This window comes from Nodosilinea sp. LEGE 07298 (genome assembly GCF_015207265.1).
In the GTDB taxonomy this organism is placed as follows: domain Bacteria; phylum Cyanobacteriota; class Cyanobacteriia; order Phormidesmidales; family Phormidesmidaceae; genus Nodosilinea.
Genome location: NZ_JADEXE010000102.1, coordinates 1 through 20068, shown reverse-complemented (window position 1 = coordinate 20068; position 20068 = coordinate 1). Strand labels below are relative to the sequence as shown.

At 56.8% G+C, this 20068-nt stretch carries 16 protein-coding genes and 1 tRNA gene; 11 read left to right on the top strand and 6 right to left on the bottom strand.

Annotated features, from left to right (window positions below):
- Positions 1–904: 904 nt before the first annotated feature.
- Together rpoD and lexA are read left to right on the top strand one after the other, a co-directional pair.
- A complete protein-coding gene (gene rpoD / locus IQ273_RS15245; RefSeq protein ID WP_194024030.1) occupies positions 905–2050 on the top strand; it encodes an RNA polymerase sigma factor RpoD in 1146 nt (381 codons plus the stop codon).
- Between the two features lie 214 nt (positions 2051–2264).
- On the top strand, positions 2265–2879 hold the full coding sequence (lexA, locus tag IQ273_RS15240) for a transcriptional repressor LexA (RefSeq protein WP_194024029.1): 615 nt from the start codon (positions 2265–2267) through the stop codon (positions 2877–2879).
- Between the two features lie 137 nt (positions 2880–3016).
- Here the strand turns inward: lexA and IQ273_RS15235 are convergent, their stop codons facing one another.
- The 6 genes from IQ273_RS15235 to IQ273_RS15210 form a co-directional block, all read right to left on the bottom strand.
- On the bottom strand, positions 3017–3550 hold the full coding sequence (locus IQ273_RS15235; RefSeq protein WP_194024028.1) for a hypothetical protein: 534 nt from the start codon (positions 3548–3550) through the stop codon (positions 3017–3019).
- A gap of 18 nt (positions 3551–3568) precedes the next feature.
- On the bottom strand, positions 3569–4606 hold the full coding sequence (gene lpxD, locus IQ273_RS15230; protein ID WP_194024027.1) for a UDP-3-O-(3-hydroxymyristoyl)glucosamine N-acyltransferase: 1038 nt from the start codon (positions 4604–4606) through the stop codon (positions 3569–3571).
- A 49-nt stretch (positions 4607–4655) separates the two neighbouring features.
- Positions 4656–6023 (bottom strand): 23S rRNA (uracil(1939)-C(5))-methyltransferase RlmD, encoded by a 1368-nt coding sequence (gene rlmD, locus IQ273_RS15225; RefSeq protein ID WP_194024026.1) that lies wholly within the window; start codon positions 6021–6023, stop codon positions 4656–4658.
- Positions 6024–6252: 229 nt separating this feature from the next.
- Positions 6253–6429: a hypothetical protein gene (locus IQ273_RS15220; RefSeq protein WP_194024025.1), complete on the bottom strand. Its 177-nt coding sequence runs from the start codon at positions 6427–6429 to the stop codon at positions 6253–6255.
- A gap of 212 nt (positions 6430–6641) precedes the next feature.
- Positions 6642–9107 carry an ATP-dependent Clp protease ATP-binding subunit gene (locus tag IQ273_RS15215; protein ID WP_194024024.1) on the bottom strand — a complete coding sequence of 822 codons (2466 nt, stop codon included), beginning with the start codon at positions 9105–9107 and terminating at the stop codon, positions 6642–6644.
- 199 nt (positions 9108–9306) lie between these two features.
- The gene (locus IQ273_RS15210) at positions 9307–10059 is read right to left on the bottom strand and encodes a GNAT family N-acetyltransferase (protein ID WP_313898131.1); all 753 of its coding nucleotides are present in this window, start codon (positions 10057–10059) and stop codon (positions 9307–9309) included.
- A gap of 199 nt (positions 10060–10258) precedes the next feature.
- Here IQ273_RS15210 and lysA point away from each other — a divergent pair, with 199 nt between their 5' ends.
- The 9 genes from lysA to IQ273_RS15170 form a co-directional block, all read left to right on the top strand.
- Positions 10259–11674 (top strand): diaminopimelate decarboxylase, encoded by a 1416-nt coding sequence (gene lysA, locus IQ273_RS15205; protein ID WP_194024023.1) that lies wholly within the window; start codon positions 10259–10261, stop codon positions 11672–11674.
- Positions 11675–11770: 96 nt separating this feature from the next.
- A complete protein-coding gene (gene cdaA / locus IQ273_RS15200; protein ID WP_194024022.1) occupies positions 11771–12691 on the top strand; it encodes a diadenylate cyclase CdaA in 921 nt (306 codons plus the stop codon).
- Positions 12688–13443: an isoprenyl transferase gene (locus IQ273_RS15195; RefSeq protein ID WP_194024021.1), complete on the top strand. Its 756-nt coding sequence runs from the start codon at positions 12688–12690 to the stop codon at positions 13441–13443. Before cdaA ends, IQ273_RS15195 begins: the two co-directional genes overlap by 4 nt.
- Before the next feature lie 79 nt (positions 13444–13522).
- The gene (gene pgsA, locus IQ273_RS15190) at positions 13523–14059 is read left to right on the top strand and encodes a CDP-diacylglycerol--glycerol-3-phosphate 3-phosphatidyltransferase (RefSeq protein WP_194024020.1); all 537 of its coding nucleotides are present in this window, start codon (positions 13523–13525) and stop codon (positions 14057–14059) included.
- A 79-nt stretch (positions 14060–14138) separates the two neighbouring features.
- Positions 14139–14228, top strand: a tRNA-Ser gene (locus tag IQ273_RS15185).
- 241 nt (positions 14229–14469) lie between these two features.
- Entirely contained in the window at positions 14470–17475 is a 3006-nt protein-coding gene (locus IQ273_RS15180; protein ID WP_194024019.1) for an AAA family ATPase, read from the top strand.
- 253 nt (positions 17476–17728) lie between these two features.
- Positions 17729–17860, top strand: coding sequence for a hypothetical protein (locus IQ273_RS34400; protein WP_255534504.1), 132 nt, complete (start codon positions 17729–17731; stop codon positions 17858–17860).
- 130 nt (positions 17861–17990) lie between these two features.
- Complete coding sequence (locus IQ273_RS15175; RefSeq protein WP_194024018.1) at positions 17991–18947, top strand: RNA polymerase sigma factor, RpoD/SigA family; 957 nt, start codon at positions 17991–17993, stop codon at positions 18945–18947.
- Between the two features lie 222 nt (positions 18948–19169).
- Positions 19170–20068: urease subunit alpha (locus tag IQ273_RS15170; RefSeq protein WP_194024017.1), on the top strand; the 899-nt coding region annotated here is incomplete at its 3' end.

The following is a 20068-nucleotide window of genomic DNA, read 5'->3' as shown; positions in this document are numbered from 1 at the left end:
TTTCGTCCTCTCCCAGAGGTCCCAAAAAACCTGCTAAAAAGGAGCCGTTTAATCCGAAGCATCCCCATGTTGCCACCGCTCGGCTCCTCAAGCAAAAGGAGAACAAACGTTCACCTTAACAGGGGTAGGATATGCCTCAAAATAAAGTACCAGCTAGAGTAGCTGCGCATAATTGACTCCCGCGCAGGCGGGAATGACGTTGGTACTTTATTAGTTTTCGAATCCCTTATCCTCTATCCTCCAGAAAAAATAATTCCTCTAAAGATTTGGATCCACCTCTTGTTTTAAACAACAGGACTGGATCCTTTTTTGCTTGGTTGCAACAAATTCATTCAGGTGTCCGAAACTCTACTGAATTTCGGCTTCCTATTACCTGGAATATGTAAGGGTTCTGTTACAAAAGGCATGTCCTGATTTACGGCAATTTAATCCATCCCTTCGCCTAGACCGACCCAAAATATTTCCGTTGCTCGCCGCAAAATTCACCTTATCTATATTCAACTTGCTGAGTAGGATGGCGAAAATAGTAGTTTGTTTGTTCTATATGCTCGGATTTTTAGCTGAGCGTGACACTCCTTTTGATCAACGCTTTAGGCCCTAAAGTTAAGCCTTTCAGCTGATCGAGCCACTACTTGCAAAAGTTGGGGTGGTACATCACCGGATATTGCAGTTAAAATTGAAAAGCCTCAGCTTCGCTAATGTATTCCTCCCGGTAGAAGCGACAGCAAGCTGGGCCATCAGCTCAAGATCCATGCTATAGCCAGCCTAGTTCTTTAGGTCTATACCACTCGATCGTCAAAAAATAGATCCGCACTTTTTCGGAACTGTGGGCATCTAATGAAGAGAGCTGTTAATCTGATCACAGTCTTTGTCTTTCAACCTTAAGGAGCACGAGGATCGCGGCATGACCCAAGCAAATCATCTGCTCGGCACCATCGACCCTAGTACTGAACTCGATCGACTGATCGACGGTAACGATAGCGATGGCGACGAGAATTTTGTTGCTCAAGATGACGAGGCCGGCGCCGATGACAAAGCGCCTAAGGGGAAAGTAACCCGCCGCCGAGCTCAAACTAAGAAGCGCCACTACACCGAAGACTCTATTCGTCTTTACCTGCAAGAGATTGGCCGCATTCGTCTGCTGCGGGCCGAAGAAGAGATTGAGCTGGCTCGCAAAATTGCCGACCTGCTCAAGCTAGAGCGGATCTTTGATGAGTTGGCCGATGCTCTTGAGCGCGATCCTTACGATGCTGAATGGGCAGAAGCCGTCAGCAAAGACGAAGGTCAAACCTACAGCCTGGCCAAATTTCGCCACCGCCTGCATATTGGTCGGCGCGCCAAAGATAAAATGGTGCAGTCTAACCTGCGTCTGGTAGTCTCGATCGCCAAAAAGTACATGAACCGTGGTCTTTCCTTCCAGGATCTAATTCAGGAAGGTAGTCTAGGTCTAATTCGAGCCGCCGAAAAGTTTGACCACGAGAAAGGTTACAAGTTTTCGACCTATGCCACCTGGTGGATTCGTCAGGCCATTACCCGAGCGATCGCCGATCAGTCACGCACCATTCGCCTGCCGGTGCACCTTTACGAAACAATTTCTCGCATCAAAAAAACCACTAAACTGCTCTCTCAGGAGCTAGGCCGCAAGCCCACGGAAGAGGAAATCGCCACTCGGATGGAAATGACCATCGAGAAACTGCGGTTTATCGCCAAATCGGCTCAGCTGCCCATTTCCCTCGAAACCCCCATTGGCAAAGAAGAAGATTCTCGTCTGGGCGACTTCATTGAGTCAGATGGCGAAACTCCCGAAGACCAGGTGTCGAAGAGCCTGCTACGGGAAGACCTCGAAAGCGTGCTGGGCACCCTTAGCCCCCGAGAGCGTGACGTGCTGCGCCTGCGCTACGGCCTTGATGATGGTCGTATGAAGACTCTCGAAGAAATTGGCCAAATCTTCAACGTCACCCGCGAGCGCATTCGCCAAATTGAAGCCAAAGCCCTTCGTAAGCTGCGTCACCCCAACCGCAACAGCATCTTGAAAGAATACATTCGCTAGAAATGTGTTTGCCTTTTAGTTACCCATGACTGATTGCAAAAGAGGCTATCAATAAACAAAAAAGGCTGCCCTAGGGCAGCCTTTTTTGTTTCACAGCTTTTTGCTCCAGAATGCAAGGGTAGATTAATCATTTTTTTACTGCTACAGTGGACAGATTTCCGTCCAGATGGTACACTTGTTCCATGAAATGACGTTGATGCTGTGGCTAAACCCTATGGAACCCTTAACAACCGCCCAACAGGAACTTTATGACTGGCTGATAGATTACATCCGAGCCAATCAGCACTCTCCGTCCATTCGCCAAATGATGCGGGCCATGAATTTGCGTTCACCCGCTCCCATTCAAAGCCGTCTAGAGCACCTCAAAAACAAAGGCTACATCGAGTGGAGCGAGGGCAAAGCTCGTACCATTCGGGTTCGCGATGACGTTCGGGGAGTGCCCATTCTAGGCACCATTGCCGCTGGTTTTGTCAATGAAGCCTTCACCGATGCCGTTGAACGATTGGATCTCAACGGCCTGCCCATTCAGTCTGGCGACTACGCCCTTAAAGTTACCGGCGATAGCATGGTCGAAGCCATGATTCAAGACGGAGATGTCGTAATCATGCGCCCGGTGAAAGACCCTCAGGGCATTCGAGAGGGTACTATCGTCGCTGCTCGGGTTGAGAGCGGTACTACCCTTAAATCCTTCCATCGCCAGGGTAATCAGGTACAGCTCAAGCCCGCTAACCCTAACTACCCTGTGATGGAATTCCCGGCTGACTTGGTAGACGTGCAGGGGCGGCTCGTAGCCGTATGGCGTGGCATTGATCCCGACTTCACGGTTTAAGGCTTGTATTGGGCAATTTCCATAGTGCTTCCTACCGCTGTCGTTTTTGACTACAGCGGTTTTTTGGCAATGCCGTCCCCAAGGAACTTCCTTATTGCCAAGCGCTAGCAGCCCTTTCCGACTAAAACAACCTTCAATTATTCTGTCTCTGACCTACCCTCTAGTTCATCCCCCTCAACGGTCAATTGAGGGGGATTGTTGAGTACATATAGGCAGTTCTGTAGGGTTTCTCTAACCGATTTGTGGGTATATTCATCGTCGGGGTGAGGCGGCTGACCTGGTTTCTGAAAGTAAGGGCGACTGTCATAGATCTGTCCCCAAGCAACATCGGCCTGGCGCACTAATTCGTAAAAGGTTTCAGGCGATCGCAGTATAGCCTCCAGCAAATCTTTCAGTGCTTCAGCAGGGTTCTGTACGTGTTGGCTAAGGCGGGTTTCATCGTCGCAGAGCCACTGCTCTAGCACCCGATGCAAAGCACCAGGGCCATCGGTTAGTGATTCTTTTAGCGCCTGCTGCGCCCCGTGCTTGGCCTGCACCAGTCGAGGAATAGGCGATTCTCCCTTCATAAAATTGCCGGCCTCCTGTCCAATCGCATCGGCCAGGGTAAACGGTCGGCTCAGGCGTAGCTCTTGCTGAATATTGGGCGGATCGTTTGCGGGGTCGGCAGTCATCGGCTTTTGAACGCAGGGCTAAGGCAGTCGTTTTTGCAGCTGCTGGAGGGTTTTATACATCTCTGGCAGGCGGCGGTACACCGCTGAAGCCTTGAGAAACACCTTGTGGGGCAAAGCTGGCGAACCGGCAACAATTTCACCGGGAGCGACATTGCCATGAATGCCGGTTTGGGCAGTAGCGATCGCCCCGTCGCCAATCTTCGCCTGGTTGGCAACGCCCACCTGGCCTGCCAAGATGACTCGATTGCCAACGATCACGCCTCCGGCCATACCCACCTGGGCTGCCATCGCCACCCCTTCGCCCACTTGACAGCCGTGGGCAATATGCACCAGGTTGTCGAGCTTGGTGTCCCGGCCTACGCGGGTGGTGCCGACTGCAGGGCGATCGATGGTGGTATTGCTGCCAACCCGCACACCATCTTCAATCACTACAATGCCCGACTGCTCCATTTTTTCCCAACCTTGGGATGTGGGCACAAAGCCAAAGCCTTCAGCCCCAACGACCGCGCCGCTGTGAATAGTGCAATCGGCTCCAATCTGCGCCCGTTCATGGATAACGCAGTTGGCGTGCAGTACAGTGCGATCGCCCACCTGAACCCCAGGGTAAATCACCACGTTGGGGTGAACGCAGACACCAGTCCCCAGCCTTACCCCAGCCTGAATCACGGCATTGGCCCCAATCGAGACCTGCTCGCCACAGGTGACGGTCGGGTCAACGACGGCGCTGGGGTGAATGCCAGGGCCAGGCTGGTAGGGGGTATAAAAGAGGGCAATGGCGCGGGCAAAGGCTAGGCGGGGGTCGGGGGCGCTGAGCCAGGCCAGACCGCGATCGGTTGCCTGGGCCTGCATTGCAGGGTTCTGAGGCAAAATCAGAGCACTGGCCTGGGTATTGGCTACAAAAGCGGCAAACTTTTCTCCCTCGATGTAGCTCAGCGTCCCTGTTGAGGCCTGGTCGACGGCGGCGACCCCGATGATATCCGGGTCATGGCTGGGGTCGGTGATTAAACTAGAGGCCGCAGTAATCTGAATTTTGTCGGCAATGGTGCTGAACTTCATAGGCGCTGAGGGATAGGAGCTGGGAACGGGCGCAAAAACCAACTGGCTTTTACGCTACCAGAAATGCGACGCATTCTACGTGAGGAGTCTGGGGAAAAAAGTCAGCGGGCTGGGCCTTGGTCAGCCGATAGCCGCCCTCTTCCCGCAGCACCTTGAGATCACGGGCCAGGGTAGCCGGGTCACAGCTCATATAGACAATACGGGGCGGATGCAGTTCGAGCAGGGCGTCGAGCACGGGGCGATCGCAGCCTTTGCGCGGTGGGTCGAGCACCACCACATCCAGTGGATCGGTGAGGCTGGCGGCGGCCAATGGTAACTGTTCTGCCACATCCCCGGCCCGAAATTCTACGTTGTCAATACCGTTTAACCCAGCATTGATCAACGCTTGGGCCACCGCTTCGGGCTGTACCTCTAGGCCCACAACCCGCCTAGCTTTTTGGGCTAGCGGCAGGGTTAAGGTGCCAACGCCACAGTAGGCGTCAATCAGGGTTTCACTGCCGGTGAGCTGTAGCTCGTCCGTAATTATCTGCAAAACCTGCTCAGCTTGCTCAGTATTGACCTGAAAGAACGTCGTGGCATGGATCTGAAAGCGCAGATTAGCAAAAATTTCTTCAATATAGGACACACCGTCGATGACCAGGGTTTCGGCCCCAAAGATGGCGTTAGTTTTTTCGGGGTTGAGGTTAACGCAGACACCGACAAGATCGGGGTAGCGATCGCGCCACTCCTGGGCCTGCAGCTCAATATCTTTGAGGTTGGGCGCGGTGGAAACCAGGGTGAGCAACATCTGACCGGTGCGACGACCCACCCGCAGGGCCAGGTGCCGCAGCCGCCCCTGGTGCTTCGTTTCGTTATAAATTGACCAGCCCCGATCCTGAATGTCGCGCTTGACCTCCGCCAGCAGGGGATTCAGGCGCTCATCTTGCACGGGGCACTGGTTGAGGTTTACCAGTTTGTGGCTACCCTGGCGAAAGTAGCCCGCCTTCACCTGGCCTTCAGGCGATCGCCCCAGGGGGTAGGTGGCCTTATTGCGATAGCCCAGGGGTGCCTCAGACGCAAGGATGGGTAGTACCGTAGGGTCGTCAAATCCACCAATGCGCGTTAGGGCATCGAGCACCTGCTGCTGCTTAGCCGCCAGCTGGGCCGAGTAGTCAATCGACTGCCACTGGCAGCCGCCGCACTTGTCGGCCACAATGCAGGCTGCCCGCACGCGATCGGGTGAGGGGGTGAGCAACTGCCGCACTTTGGCCCGGCCAAAAGTAGGCTTTGCCTGTACCAGGCGCGCGCGCACGGTGTCTCCAGGCACGGTGTCTGGCACAAACACAACCCGCTCCTGCCAACGACCTAGTCCGTCACCACTGCTGCTGAGGTCGGTAATAGCCAGATCAATTGTTTCCCCCTGCTGCCACTGGTCCACGGCTGTGCTCCTGCAATGCTTTTCCAATTCGCCTATTGACTGTAGCAAGGGAAACGACCGATGGGGGAACCCGTGACCTAACGCAACCCTAGAACCTAGTACTTGACCAAGCTGATTTTGACAGGGGCCAGCCGCTCCAGGTGCAGGGTTCAAGGTATACGGCCCACGGCTCGCCTCAAACCTGAAACCGTATACCCCACTGACCCGTCATCTTTAGCTGGGCAGTCTACTAGTCATCCTCACTGCGAAGGGCATCAATGGTCTCAGCGCTGAGTAGAGGCCTGAGCTGATCCTGAACGGTTTCGGGCTGATTACCCCAAAGCATTTTACAAAAGGCACTTTTGCCCTGTTGGCTAGCCCGGTTAAACACGCCAGCTAGTTTTTCGCAGTTGGTGGTGCCGCCCATGGTGAAACCTCTCAAATGGTGTTGCCAGCATAGCCGCTCTGGGTCGCCTGCGCATGACCTATTGGGGTAAAAAGTAAAATGCCGCCCCCTAACGAGAACGGCATTCTTAACAACACATAACACAGCCCTCGCCGTAGGCTGAGCAGAGCGTGCAGGCAGCCTAACACCAGTTAGGTAACCGTTGCGCTCCACCCAGCCTACAGTACCTACAGCTAGCTCTCGGCGGAGATCAGCTCTCGGCGCTGTTCGGCTTGAATCGTTACCTTGCCGGTGTCGTCGACATCGACGGTAGCGGTATCGCCATCGCCCAGACGACCCGAGAGAATCTCTTCGGCCAGAGTATCTTCGAGCAGCCGCATGATTGCCCGACGCAGCGGACGTGCCCCGTAGCTGGGGTTGTAGCCCTCTTCCACCAGGCGCTCCTTGAAGCGTTCGGTGACCTGCAGGTGAATGTTTTTCTCGGTGAGTCGAGCAAACACCTCCTTGAGCAGGATGTCGGAGATTTCCTTGACCTCGTCCTTGGTGAGCTGACGGAAGACGATGATTTCGTCGAGGCGGTTGAGGAACTCAGGCCGGAAGTACTGCTTGAGTTCTTCGTTGACCAAAGAGCGAATGCGGTTGTACTGCGACTCGGCCTGGTCTTGCTCAAACTCGAAGCCGAGACCACCGCCGCCTTTCTCAATGACCTTAGACCCAATGTTGGAGGTCATGATCAGCAGGGTGTTCTTGAAGTCAACCGTACGGCCCTTGGCATCGGTGAGGCGACCGTCTTCTAAAATTTGCAGCAGCATATTGAAGACGTCGGGGTGGGCTTTCTCGATTTCGTCGAACAGCACCACGGTGTAGGGGCGACGGCGCACCGCTTCGGTGAGCTGACCACCCTCGTTGTAGCCCACATAACCTGGAGGAGAGCCAATCAGCTTGGAGACCGTATGGCGCTCCATAAATTCGGACATGTCCAGGCGAATCATCGACTCTTCGGAGCCGAAGAAGTAGGCGGCCAGAGACTTGGCTAGCTCGGTTTTACCAACCCCGGTAGGGCCAGAGAACACAAAGCTGGCGATCGGTCGGTTGGGGTTTTTGAGGCCGACTCGAGCCCGACGAATGGCGCGAGAGATCGCCTTCACCGCTTCGTCTTGACCAATCAGGCGCTGGTGCAGGGTGTCTTCCATGTGCATTAGCTTCTCGGACTCGGACTCGGTGAGCTTGCTCACCGGCACCCCAGTCCAGGAGGCGACGATGTGGGCGATGTCTTCTTCGCCCACCACGGGTTGATCTTCACCACCGGCATCTTCGTTCACTTTGTTCTGGGCGATCGCGCGAATCTCGGCTTTGATTTCCATTTCGCGATCGCGCAGTTCCCCGGCTTTGTCAAAGTCCTGAGAACGGACAGCGTTATCTTTGTCTTTGAGCACCTGGCGCAGCTCGCGATCAAGCTCTTTCGCCGCCGGGGGCAGCTGAGAGTTGAGCAGGCGCACCCGCGAACCAGCCTCATCGATCAGGTCGATGGCTTTGTCAGGCAGGAAGCGGTCGGCAATGTAGCGATCGGAGAGCTTGGCAGCGGCCTCCAGAGCTTCATCGGCAATTTTGAGCTTGTGGTGCTGCTCGTAGCGATCGCGCAAACCGTGGAGAATTTCAATGGTTTCATCCACGCTGGGCTCACCCACCATCACCGGTTGGAAGCGGCGCTCCAGGGCGGCGTCGCGCTCGATGTGCTTGCGGTACTCATCGAGGGTGGTGGCCCCGATGCACTGCAGCTCGCCCCGCGCCAGGGCGGGCTTGAGAATATTGGCGGCATCGATCGCGCCTTCGGCAGCCCCAGCCCCAATCAGAGTGTGAACCTCGTCGATCACCAGGATGACGTTTCCGGCGGAGCGGATTTCATCCATGATTTTTTTCAGGCGCTCTTCAAACTCGCCCCGATACTTGGTACCCGCCACCAGCAGGCCAATGTCGAGGGTAACCACGCGGCGATCTTCGAGGATGTCGGGCACGTCGCCGTTGCCAATGCGCTGGGCCAGACCTTCAGCGATCGCGGTTTTACCCACGCCGGGCTCACCAATTAGCACTGGGTTATTTTTGGTGCGCCGACCCAGGATTTGGATGACGCGCTCAATTTCTTTCTGGCGACCCACCACTGGATCGAGCTTGCCGTCGGCAGCCATTTGGGTCAGGTTAGAGCCAAACTCGTCGAGGGTTGGGGTTTTTGTGCGGCCTTGACCGCCCCCGGCAGAGACCTCAGCGGTTTCACCCAGCATGCGAATCACCTGAGTACGCACCTTAGATAGGTCGACACCCAGATTTTCGAGAACGCGGGCCGCGACCCCCTCGCCTTCGCGGATCAGTCCCAGGAGCAGGTGCTCGGTGCCAATATAGTTGTGGCCGAGCTGACGAGCCTCTTCCAGGGAGAGTTCAAGCACACGCTTGGCTCGGGGGGTAAAGGGAATTTCAACGGCGACAAAGCCGGAGCCACGACCAATGATCTTTTCGACTTCGATGCGCGCATCCTTGAGGTTGACGCCCATCGACTTCAAGACCTTGGCAGCTACGCCTGTGCCTTCCCCAATTAACCCCAGAAGGATCTGCTCGGTGCCCACAAAGTTGTGGCCTAACCGACGAGCTTCCTCCTGCGCCAGCATGATGACCTTGATTGCTTTTTCTGTGAAGCGTTCAAACATGATGGTATTAATCACCTGGTGCGTGCCGGATAGGCAAATTCTAGCACAGCGATTTTTGTCGGTTGTGCCCTACTAAACAGCCGGTTTACCGCGCCTGGTTAGCACAATCCTCATACTGCAAAAATAGCTCGGAATCGCCAAGGGTCAATAGGTTGAGATTGGTGAAAATGTAAATTTTCTCAACTTTAAAGGTTCGGTTTCAGGTTCGGTTCCCCGCTAATTTTTCATCTGCAATCTGCCAACCCTGTCGTTCAAGCCGGTAGCGAGCCGCACTGTATCGCTGACCCAGGCGATCGCGAAATTCAGGCATTTTAAGGGAATTTTGCCAAAGAATCAGGGCATCTTCGCCGTCAGCATAGTAGCGGCGGCGGCGGCCCAGGGTTTCAAAGCCAAAGGCTTCGTAAAGGGCCAGGGCGCGGCTGTTGGAGGTGCGCACCTCTAGGGTGGCGCGGGTCAGAACAATGTGGTCATCCGGAGCCATTCCTCGATAATCGCAGGCATCAAAGAGCAGGTTTATCAGCAGCCACTGGCCCAACCCCCGCCGCTGATAGCGGGGATCGATAGCCAGTACAGTAATATGGGCCTCATCCAAAATGGCCCAGTAGCAGCCTAGGCCCAGCAGGGTGGGGGGCTCTAGCTCAGGCTCGTCTGCCTCATATTGATCAGGCCCGATTGCATCTGTCGTGGCGCTAATAGATTCCCTTGGCGCAGTTAATTTTAAGCCCTTACCCCTGTCAGATTGCGAGTCAGCTATCGAAGCGATCGATAGATCGGCAGCTTCTCTCCCGATAGCATGAGGCCTATGGACCAGCATGAGTAGACGGCTGTTGGGGCTAGCGATCTCACGGCTATACGCCTCTGCCGACCAGAGCCCCCCTAGGGCGCTCTGGTCAAGCGCCACTAAGGCAGCAATGTCGTCGTGGCCTGGAGTCTGGCAAGAAAGGTAGCCCACAATTTAATTGGCCAGATAATTAAGTTTATTTGGCAATTGGCGAAAAACTGGCACAGCCCTTAATTGTACACTGAGGGTTGGGGCGCGGCGCGATGGTCTAAAGCGCAGCCCAGTAGGCCACCGCCGGTTTAGCGTCGCGGCTGTCTCCTCACGTTATTAAACCCTGAACACTTCTTTCGTTTCTGTGAGCGCAACGTCTATGGTTTCGACTTCCCCCGTGACGGCCTCGACTGCCGATAGCCGCCAGTACCTGCCCCCCACTAACCCCGCCGGAGCTCTGTCGCCGAACCAGCAGCTTTTGCCCCTGTCCGCTGCCGTTACCCCCGACGACCACCTGAGCGTAGGCGGCTGTGACGTCGTCGATCTAGTCGAGCGCTTTGGCACCCCTCTCTATATTTTGGATGACCACACCCTGCGTACCGCCTGTCGCCAGTACCGCCAGGGCTTTGAGCGCTACTACCCAGGTGAGGCGCTGGTGCTTTATGCCTCTAAAGCCTGGAGCTGTATGGCGATCTGCGCGATCGTTACCGACGAGGGGCTAGGCATCGACGTGGTATCGGCAGGAGAACTGCTGACGGCTACTGAGGCAGGGGCGACCCCCGACAACCTTTACTTTCACGGCAACAACAAGTCTGCCGAAGAGTTGGCCCTGGCCTTAGACGTGGGCTGCCGCATTGTGGTCGACAACTGGCTAGAGTTGAAGACCCTAGGCGAGATGGCTACTCAGCACGGCAAAACCGTGCCCATTTTGCTGCGGGTCACTCCCGGCATTGAGTGCCACACCCACGAATATATCCGCACCGGTCACCTCGACAGCAAGTTTGGCTTTGACCCCGACCAAATCGAATTGGTGTTTAAATTTCTGGCCGGACAACCTCAGCTCAACTGTCTGGGGGTGCATGCCCACATTGGTTCACAAATTTTTGAACTCAACCCCCACACCGACCTGGGCGGTGTCATGGCCCAGTGGATGGTGACAGCCCAGCGCTACGGCCTTACCCTCACTGAACTAGACGTGGGCGGTGGCCTAGGCATTCGCTATACCGAGGGCGATGACCCGCCGAGCATTGACACGTGGGTTAAAACCGTGTGCGACAGCGTGGTGTCCGCCTGCGAAGCTCAGGGCATAGCGTTGCCTCGGCTGCTGTGTGAACCGGGGCGATCGCTGGTTGGCCCCGCCTGCGTTACGGCCTATCGCGTCGGCAGTCAAAAGGTGATCCCCGGTCTGCGCACCTACGTCTCAGTGGACGGCGGCATGTCTGACAACCCCCGCCCCATAACCTATCAGTCGGTGTACCGGGCTCTGGTAGCCAACCGGATGGCCGCACCTTTAGCCGAAACGGTAACCCTGGCCGGTAAACACTGTGAGTCAGGAGATATTCTAATTAAGGATGCAGCTCTGCCCGAGTTGAAGAGCGGCGATGTAGTTACTATTGCGGGCACGGGTGCCTACAATTACAGCATGGCTTCGAACTACAACCGGGTACCTCGGCCTGCGGCGGTGCTGGTGACCGAGGGTAATGCCAGCTTGATTATTCGTCGGGAAACCGTAGCCGATTTGCTTCGTCAGGACTGCTTACCTGAAACCTTGCGGCCCAAAGTCAAGTCTACCTAGCCCAGCAACCGTTGCTAGCCTTGGACAGGGTTCTGCCAGAGGGCTGATCGGGCCGCCCTATCGCACAGCCGCTCAGGCACCATCCTCTAACGCTGCATGAACTACCTCTGGGAGCAATGGCTAACAAACCTTGACCAGGTTAGGTTCGTGCTTCAGGCGCTGGATATTGCGCTGGTGCTGCTGCTGAGCTATGTGGTGCTGGTGATTATCGGCGAGCGTCGTACCCTGTGGATGGTGCGAGGGCTAATTTTTCTGATGCTAGCTGCTGCTCTGGGCAAGTTTTTGGGCCTGGCGCTGCTGGGCTTCGTGCTCGACAAGCTGGTGATTGGCTCGGCGGTGGCGATGGCCTTCATGCTCCAGGGGGAGTTTCGACGGCTGCTAGAGCTGCTGGGCCAGGGGCGAGTATGGGAATTGCTCAGCCCCTCCCGCGAAACCATGCCCCAGCCCGACAACGTGATTGATGAAATTGTCGACGCGGTTAAGGAACTCTCGCAGAACCGCACCGGGGCACTCTTGATTCTTGAAATTGATAAGCCTATTGATGAGCGAGATTTTACGGTGCCGGGGGTGCGCATTAATGCGGAGGTCTCGAAGGAACTGATTCAAACTATTTTTCAAACCAGCACCTTACTCCATGACGGGGCGATGCTGGTACGGGGGGCACGCATTGCGGCGGCAGGGGTAATTTTGCCCATTTCTGAGCGGGTGGCCTCGCGGCAGTTAGGCACCCGTCACCGCGCCGCCATGGGTATTACCGAACGGGTAGAACACTGTCTCTGTGTTGTGGTATCAGAAGAAACAGGCTCTATTTCTTTGGCGGAAGGCGGTATTCTAGATCGGCCTCTGACCAGCAGCCGCCTGCGCAGTATTCTGCGGTCTAAATTTTCGAAATCGGTCGATCGCGAGGCGGTGGCTCCCCAACTTAGAAGCCTTGGTCGGCGGCTGGGCAGCCTTGGAGTTGCCTACGTGCTGCGCTTGTTTCGTCTCCCTTCATCGTCTCCCCGAGAGAAAAAATGACCACCAAGCCTGTTGTTCGCTATGCCCTACCCGCCGACCTTAAGCCCGATCGCCTGCCCCAGCACGTGGCGGTGATTATGGATGGCAACGGGCGCTGGGCCAAACAGCGGGGGCTGCCGCGTATTATGGGCCACCGCCGGGGGGTTGATACCCTCAAAACGCTGCTGCGCTGCTGTCGCGACTGGGGCATTGGCGCTTTGACGGCCTACGCCTTTTCGACCGAAAACTGGGGCCGCCCCATCGAAGAGGTTGATTTTTTGATGGCGCTGTTTGAGCGAGTGCTGCGCCAGGAACTGCTGGAAATGATGGAAGAAAATGTTCGCATACGCTTTGTAGGCAACCTGGCGGCGTTGCCTCGGTCCTTGCAGGGCGAGATTCACCAGGCGGTGACCCAAGCCCAGGGCAACCACGGCATTGAGTTTACGGTGGCGACCAACTACGGCGGGCGGCAGGAGATTGTGCAGGCCTGCCGCTCGATCGCCGCACAGGTACAGCAGGGCAAGCTCAGCCCGGATGATATTAGTGAAGAGCTATTTGGTCGTCATTTGTATACCGCTGAAATTAGCGACCCCGACCTGCTGATTCGCACCAGCGGTGAAATGCGGATTAGCAACTTTTTGCTGTGGCAGCTGGCCTACGCCGAAATTTATGTCACTGAAACCCTGTGGCCTGACTTCGATACCTCAGAGTTTCATCGGGCAATTTACGCTTACCAGCAGCGCGATCGCAGGTTTGGCAAGGTGAAGGGCTAACCATTTGCCCAGCTTGACCTCGCCAGTACCTGCCCAGAAGAAGATGTAAAAGCGGCCCAGCTCGATATAGTCTGAGGCTATGAATTTACCGACTTGGATTACAGTATCGCGACTGCTGGGTGTGCCCCTACTGTTGGTGTTGCTCCAGGCTCCAACCGAGGCCCAACGGTGGTGGGCGGCAGGCCTTTTTGTAGTCGCGGCAGGCACCGACTGGCTCGATGGCTATCTGGCCCGGCGGCTCAACCAGGTCACTGACCTGGGCAAATTTTTGGACCCCCTGGTGGATAAGCTGCTGGTATTTGCCCCACTGCTGATGCTGATAGAGCTGGGTCAGGTGCCCGCCTGGGGCGTGTTTCTAATTGTGGCGCGGGAGATTACGATCGCAGGCTGGCGCGTTAACCCAGTGCTCCAAGCAGGAGGCGCAGTACCAGGGGCCAACCTGTGGGGTAAGGCTAAAACCGTGGTGCAGATCGCGGCGATCGCGCTGCTGATTGCCCCTCACCCGCCCGCGTGGGATCTACCTGCCCAGGGTCTGTTTTGGCTGGCGGTGGCGCTCACCCTGATTTCAGGGCTGGTCTATCTTTGGCCGCAGCTACAGCCAAGCCGAGCTGCATAGGTTTCTGGCAAAAAAGTCGCCCGGTTCGATCAAGTACTTACCAAGTGTCTGCTAAACTAACGAAGAACTTCTTGTTCTTGGAAGCGTGGCTGAGTGGTCGAAAGCGCCTCCCTGCTAAGGAGGTAGGGGAGTAAACCTTCCCTCGTGGGTTCAAATCCCACCGCTTCCGTATTTTGAACCGATAAAATCGGCTGAGATGAGTGCTCATCTCAGCCGATTTTGTTGTACAGCCAGAGTCACCTGGGTTAGGACATCCATAAAGCCTGAGAACGTTCAAACGTTTGAAGGTTCTCAGGGAAACAGTCCTCACCAGACTGGCTACAGCTATAGAACCAGCTGGCTTTTCAAAATACAGGTGTACTCAGGGTTCGCTTGTACTGTAGGCTTAGGGCAGTGGTGCTAACGTACCCATGATTCCTAAGCAGATTACCCTTAAAAATTTTCTCAGCTATCGCGATGCCAGCCTCGACTTCAGCGGGCTACACGTGGTTTGCGTGGCCGGGCCTAATGGCGCGGGCAAATCGTCGCTGCTAGAGGCGATTGCTTGGGCGCTGTGGGGCCAAAGCCGGGTGGCCGCCGATGATGACATCATTCATCAGGGCGCAGTGGAGGCCAGCGTTAGCTTTCAGTTTCAGCAGGGCGATCACACCTACCGGGTCATCCGTAGCCGCCACCGCAGCCAGGGCACCAGCCTAGAGTTTCAGGTCTATACCGAAGCGGGCTGGCGGGTGCTGACTCAGCGAGGGGTGCGGGCGACTCAAGGCTTGATTTGCCGCCACCTTAGGCTTGACTACGACACGTTTGTTAACTCGGCCTACCTGCGCCAGGGGGTTGCCGACGATTTTATGCTGAAGCGGCCCGGCGATCGCAAGCAAATTTTGGCCGATCTGCTCAAGCTCAATCACTACGACCAGCTGGCGGAACGGGCTAAGGATCAGGCCCGGCAGGCTAAGGTCGAAGCCACCCTACGCCAGGGCCAGCTCGACGAGCTGACCGCCACGCTGGCTGACTACGAACCGACGCTGCTACGTCAAGCCCAGCTGCAGCAGACCCTGCACGAGCTAGATCAGCAGCAGTCGAGCGATCGCCAGCAGCTGATCCAGCTGCGCGACCTGGAGCAAAGCCATCGCAGCGTCGAGCAGCAGATTCAGATGCAGCGCCAGCAGCAGCGCCACCTCAGCACCCTGCTGCACCAAACCGAGACCACCCTGGCCACCCGCACCGCCGAGCAGCGTCAGCGAGAAGCCCTGCTAGCCCAGGCCGCCGCGATCGAAGCTGGCGTCAGTGATCTGGCGGCCCTGGAGGCCGAAGATGCCCAGCTCAACCAGCAGTTTGAGCAGTACCAGACCCTCCAGGCTCAGCGTCAGACCTTGGAGGCGGCCTGGCAAGCCCACTCACAACGCATTCGCACTCGCCTCAGCCAAACCCAGATGCAGCTGGCGGCCGTGCAGGCTCAGCTCGCCGACCTGAATGAACTCCTGAGCCAAAGGGATGCGATCGCCGCCAGTCGCGAGCAGTTTTCGGCCGCTAGGGCTGAGCTTAAGCATCTCGATGCCCTCCAGCTTCAGGCCGAGCCGTTGCAGCAGCGCCGACGGCAGCTGGAAACAGAGCTACAGCAGGCCCAGACTCGCCTCCAGACCCGCCTCGAAGAACTCACCGCCAGCGCCCAGCAGCTGCAGCTGCATCAGGGCGATCGCCCCCAGCTGGTAGCCACTGCCCAGGAGGTATCGGACACCCTCGGCTACCTGGAGCAGCGGCGGGCCTACCAGGAGCAGGTGCGCGAAAAGGGGTTAGAGCGGCGCAGCTTTATGGAGGTATTGCAGGCCAACCAGCGCCGCTGCGAGACCCAGATCGCCCAGATTGGGCAAAAGCTAGGGCTGCTGGCCCAGCCTGAGGCGGCCTGCCCCCTCTGCGATCGCCCCCTGACGGCCCACCACCGCACGGTAGTAGAAGGCCGCCACCGCCAGCAGCAGCAAGAGCTACAGGAAGAGATTTGGGTGATTCGAGAACAGCTGGCCGTCTCTGAACGCGAAATTCAGGTGCTGCGACAGGAGTATCGAGCCGTAGAGGCCGAGCTAGAGGCCTACGCTCCGGTCCTGCAAAAGCAGGGGCAGCTGAGCGCTCAAATGGCTTCCCAAGCGACGGTGCAGGATCAGCTGCAGGCTCTAGAGGCCGAGCAGCAGCGGCTGGGGCAGTGCCTGAGCGAAAACCAGTACGCCCTCGACCGGCGCGCTGAGCTGCACCACATCGACCAAACCCTGGTCCAGCTGGCCTACGACGATCGCGATCATGCCCTGGTGCGGGGCCAGGTCGATCGCCTGCGCTGGGCCGAGATCAAACACCGCGACCTAGTACAGGGGCAGCGGCGACAGCAGCAGCTCACCCAGCGGCAGCAGCGCCTCGAGAGCGAGCTGGCCCAGCACGAAGCCGACCTAGCCCAGCTTCAGCAGAGTGAGCCGGGGCTGGCTCTGGCCGCCGTCCAGACCGCCCTCGATCAGCTCCACTACCACATCGATCGCCACCAGCAGGTGCGCCAGGCCTTAGCGGCGGCCCAGGTCTGGCGACAGCGCCACCGCGACCTAGAGCAGGCCCGCCAGCAGCACACAGGCCAAACAACTGAGCTAGCTGTATTCCAGGCCCGGTACCAGCAGCAGCAACAAGAATTGACTCAGCTGAGTGCAACCCTTTCGGCCCTAGAGGCTGAGGGCCAGGCCTTAGCCTACGACCCTAGCGCCCTGGAAAGGCTAGAAAGCGCGATCGCCGATCGTCAGCACCAGCGCGATACCTTGCTGGCGCAGCTTGGTGCCCTAGACCAGGCCCGCCAGCACCTCGAAGCTCTGCAGCAGGGACTAGCCCAGCGGCAGCAAGATCTGGCCGCCGTACGCCAGCGGCAGCGGGTGTATCAAGAGCTAGCCTATGCCTTTGGCCACAACGGCATTCAGGCTCTGATGATCGAAAACCTGCTGCCCCAGCTAGAGGCCGAAACCAACCACCTGCTGGGCCGTCTCAGCGCCCATCAGCTGCACGTGCAGTTTGTCACCCAGCGGGCCACCAAACGCGGCCAGGGGGTGATCGACACCCTGGATATTTTGATTGCCGATGCCCATGGCACCCGTCCCTACGAAACCTACTCTGGCGGTGAGGCGTTTCGGGTTAACTTTGCCCTGCGGCTGGCCCTGGCTCGGCTGCTGGCCCAGCGCTCTGGCCTGGCCCTACAGCTGCTCATTATTGACGAAGGCTTTGGTACCCAAGACCAGCAGGGCTGCGATCGCCTGATTGCCGCTATCAACGCGATCGCCCCTGATTTCGCCTGTATTCTCACCGTCACCCACATTCCCCACTTTCGGGCTGCTTTTCAAAACCGCATTGACGTCGCCAAAACCGCCCAAGGCTCTCAGCTTTCTCTCTCAGCCTAAGGAGAGGCTCAAAAATCCTTAAGGAAATAAGTCGATACTCAGATTTTTATTAACATTCCTTCTAAATTTTAAGAATTCCATCCCCAACAATCCCGGAAATATGTCTTCTGGAATGCAATACACCCACCTCAAGGACTTTAATCTAGGGATTATGGCTGGGACAGCTGGGCTTAGCCTAGGTATTAATAGCCATTCACGTCTTCTTTAATAAATGTTACAGTTATTTACATAAACAATTCATAACCCTTTACTCATGAGCACTGTTGAAATCCTTTTAGAAGTTGGCACCGCCCTAGTCGTGGCCGGTGCAATGCTCAAGCGTCGTTCTGAGGAAGCAGCCCTCGAAGCCGAGCCCATTCCAGTACCGGTGCGGTCTCGTTCTTAGGCTGTTGATTGAGGTCGCGCACTGTAGGGGTGCCTTGGAGGGTGCTCAAAGCACTTACCCCTCTGCGCTGTTGCCTCCGTCTCACTTGTTTGATTGTTCCTGCGACGCTGTTCCCTAAGGTTGCCGATTTATGAGAGCTGTGCAAAATTCCACGGATCTGGTGCGCACCTACCTGAAGGAGATTGGTAAGGTGCCCCTGCTGACCCACGAAGAAGAGATTGTGCTGGGCAAACAGGTGCAGAAATTGACGGCCCTGGAGGCAAAACGGCTGGCCATGGAAGAGACTGTTGGGCATGGGCTTACCCTAGAGCAGTGGGCCGAGGCGGTAGATCTTCCGGTGGCTGAGCTAACTGCGACTGTACGCCAGGGCAGTTTGGCCAAGCGCAAGATGGTGGAGGCTAACCTACGCTTGGTGGTCTCGGTAGCCAAGAAATATATCAAGCGCAACGTTGATCTGCTTGACCTGATTCAGGAAGGCACTATTGGTATGCAGCGCGGGGTGGAAAAGTTTGACCCTACCAAGGGCTATCGCTTCTCTACCTACGCCTACTGGTGGATTCGCCAGGCTATTACCCGTGCGATCGCCGAGAAAAGCCGCACGATTCGCCTACCTATTCACATCACTGAAAAACTCAACAAGCTAAAGAAAGCCCAGCGCACCCTGTCGCAGCGGTATGGGCGAGCGGCTACGGTAGCTGAACTAGCGATCGAGTGCGACCTCACCACCAAGCAAGTACGCGACTATCTCGAAAAATCGCGTCAGCCCCTTTCCCTTGACCTCAAGGTGGGCGACAACCAGGATACGGAACTGGGTGAACTGCTTGAAGATGACGGCCCTTCACCCGAAGATTTTGCCACCCAGGTGTCTCTGCGCCAGGATCTGGAGCGTCTCATGGGTGACCTGACTCCTCAGCAGCGTGAAGTGCTTTCCCTACGTTTTGGTTTGTCCGACGGCAAAACCATGACCCTGGCCAAAATTGGTGACCTGCTTTCGATTAGCCGCGAGCGAGTGCGCCAGATCGAGCGTGAGGCGCTAACCAAACTCCGCAAGCGTCAGGCTGACATTCGCGAGTACCTGGCCAGCTAGAACAGCGGCGCTTCCCGCAGGGGCACAGCGCAAATTGCATTGAACCACAGCCCGAGGGAGTTGTCCTTCGGGCTATCTTTTGGCGTTGGTACTGGGCGGCAGGCGGCTCTAGGGACACAGAATCCTTCGCTTCAGCATCGACAACCGTAGCCCAATTGACCAAACCAGGGAAATCCCGCATTCTAGAGTGGTTCTAGCTATTACCCCATCTGAGGAGTCCTCATGAGCTACCGCATGGACCGCCGTGCCTATGCCGAAACCTTTGGCCCGACGGTGGGCGATCGCATTCGATTAGCCGACACTGAGCTCATCATTGAAGTCGAGCAAGACTTCACCACCTACGGGGACGAAGTCAAATTTGGCGGCGGCAAGGTGATTCGCGATGGTATGGGGCAGTCGCCCATTAGCCGCGATGCTGGGGCCGTCGATATGGTAATTACCAACGCTCTGATTCTCGACTGGTGGGGCATCGTCAAGGCCGACATCGGCATCAAAGACGGCAAGATTCACAAAATCGGTAAGGCGGGTAACCCCTACATTCAAGACCGCGTCGACATTATTATTGGCCCTGGTACTGAGGTGGTGGCCGGAGAAGGCATGATTGTTACCGCCGGGGGCATCGACAGCCACATCCACTTTATTTGCCCCCAGCAGATTGAGACCGCGATCGCCTCCGGTGTCACTACCATGATTGGCGGCGGCACCGGCCCCGCCACTGGCACCAACGCCACCACCTGCACCCCCGGCGCGTGGAACATCTGGCGCATGCTGCAAGCCGCCGATGCGTTTCCGATGAACCTGGGCTTTATGGGGAAGGGCAACAGCGCTCAGCCCGAGGGCTTAGCAGAGCAGGTTAAAGCGGGAGCCATGGGCCTCAAGCTGCACGAAGACTGGGGTACTACTCCGGCCACTATCGACACCTGCCTGAGCGTTGCCGACAAATACGACGTGCAGGTCGCCATCCACACCGACACCCTCAACGAGGCGGGCTTTGTGGAAGACACGATCGCAGCCTTCAAAAATCGAGTCATTCACACATATCACACCGAGGGGGCCGGCGGCGGTCACGCGCCCGACATTATTAAAGTGTGCGGCGAGGCCAATGTGCTGCCCTCCTCGAC

Excerpts from the sequence above, each read along its gene's own strand:
- rpoD (WP_194024030.1), top strand. The coding sequence starts at position 905 with ATGACCCAAGCAAATCATCTGCTCGGCACCATCGACCCTAGTACTGAA.
- lexA (WP_194024029.1), top strand. The coding sequence starts at position 2,265 with ATGGAACCCTTAACAACCGCCCAACAGGAACTTTATGACTGGCTGATA.
- IQ273_RS15235 (WP_194024028.1), bottom strand. The coding sequence starts at position 3,550 with ATGACTGCCGACCCCGCAAACGATCCGCCCAATATTCAGCAAGAGCTA.
- lpxD (WP_194024027.1), bottom strand. The coding sequence starts at position 4,606 with ATGAAGTTCAGCACCATTGCCGACAAAATTCAGATTACTGCGGCCTCT.
- IQ273_RS15220 (WP_194024025.1), bottom strand. The coding sequence starts at position 6,429 with ATGGGCGGCACCACCAACTGCGAAAAACTAGCTGGCGTGTTTAACCGG.
- IQ273_RS15215 (WP_194024024.1), bottom strand. The coding sequence starts at position 9,107 with ATGTTTGAACGCTTCACAGAAAAAGCAATCAAGGTCATCATGCTGGCG.
- lysA (WP_194024023.1), top strand. The coding sequence starts at position 10,259 with ATGGTTTCGACTTCCCCCGTGACGGCCTCGACTGCCGATAGCCGCCAG.
- cdaA (WP_194024022.1), top strand. The coding sequence starts at position 11,771 with ATGAACTACCTCTGGGAGCAATGGCTAACAAACCTTGACCAGGTTAGG.
- IQ273_RS15195 (WP_194024021.1), top strand. The coding sequence starts at position 12,688 with ATGACCACCAAGCCTGTTGTTCGCTATGCCCTACCCGCCGACCTTAAG.
- pgsA (WP_194024020.1), top strand. The coding sequence starts at position 13,523 with ATGAATTTACCGACTTGGATTACAGTATCGCGACTGCTGGGTGTGCCC.
- IQ273_RS15180 (WP_194024019.1), top strand. The coding sequence starts at position 14,470 with ATGATTCCTAAGCAGATTACCCTTAAAAATTTTCTCAGCTATCGCGAT.
- IQ273_RS34400 (WP_255534504.1), top strand. The coding sequence starts at position 17,729 with ATGAGCACTGTTGAAATCCTTTTAGAAGTTGGCACCGCCCTAGTCGTG.
- IQ273_RS15175 (WP_194024018.1), top strand. The coding sequence starts at position 17,991 with ATGAGAGCTGTGCAAAATTCCACGGATCTGGTGCGCACCTACCTGAAG.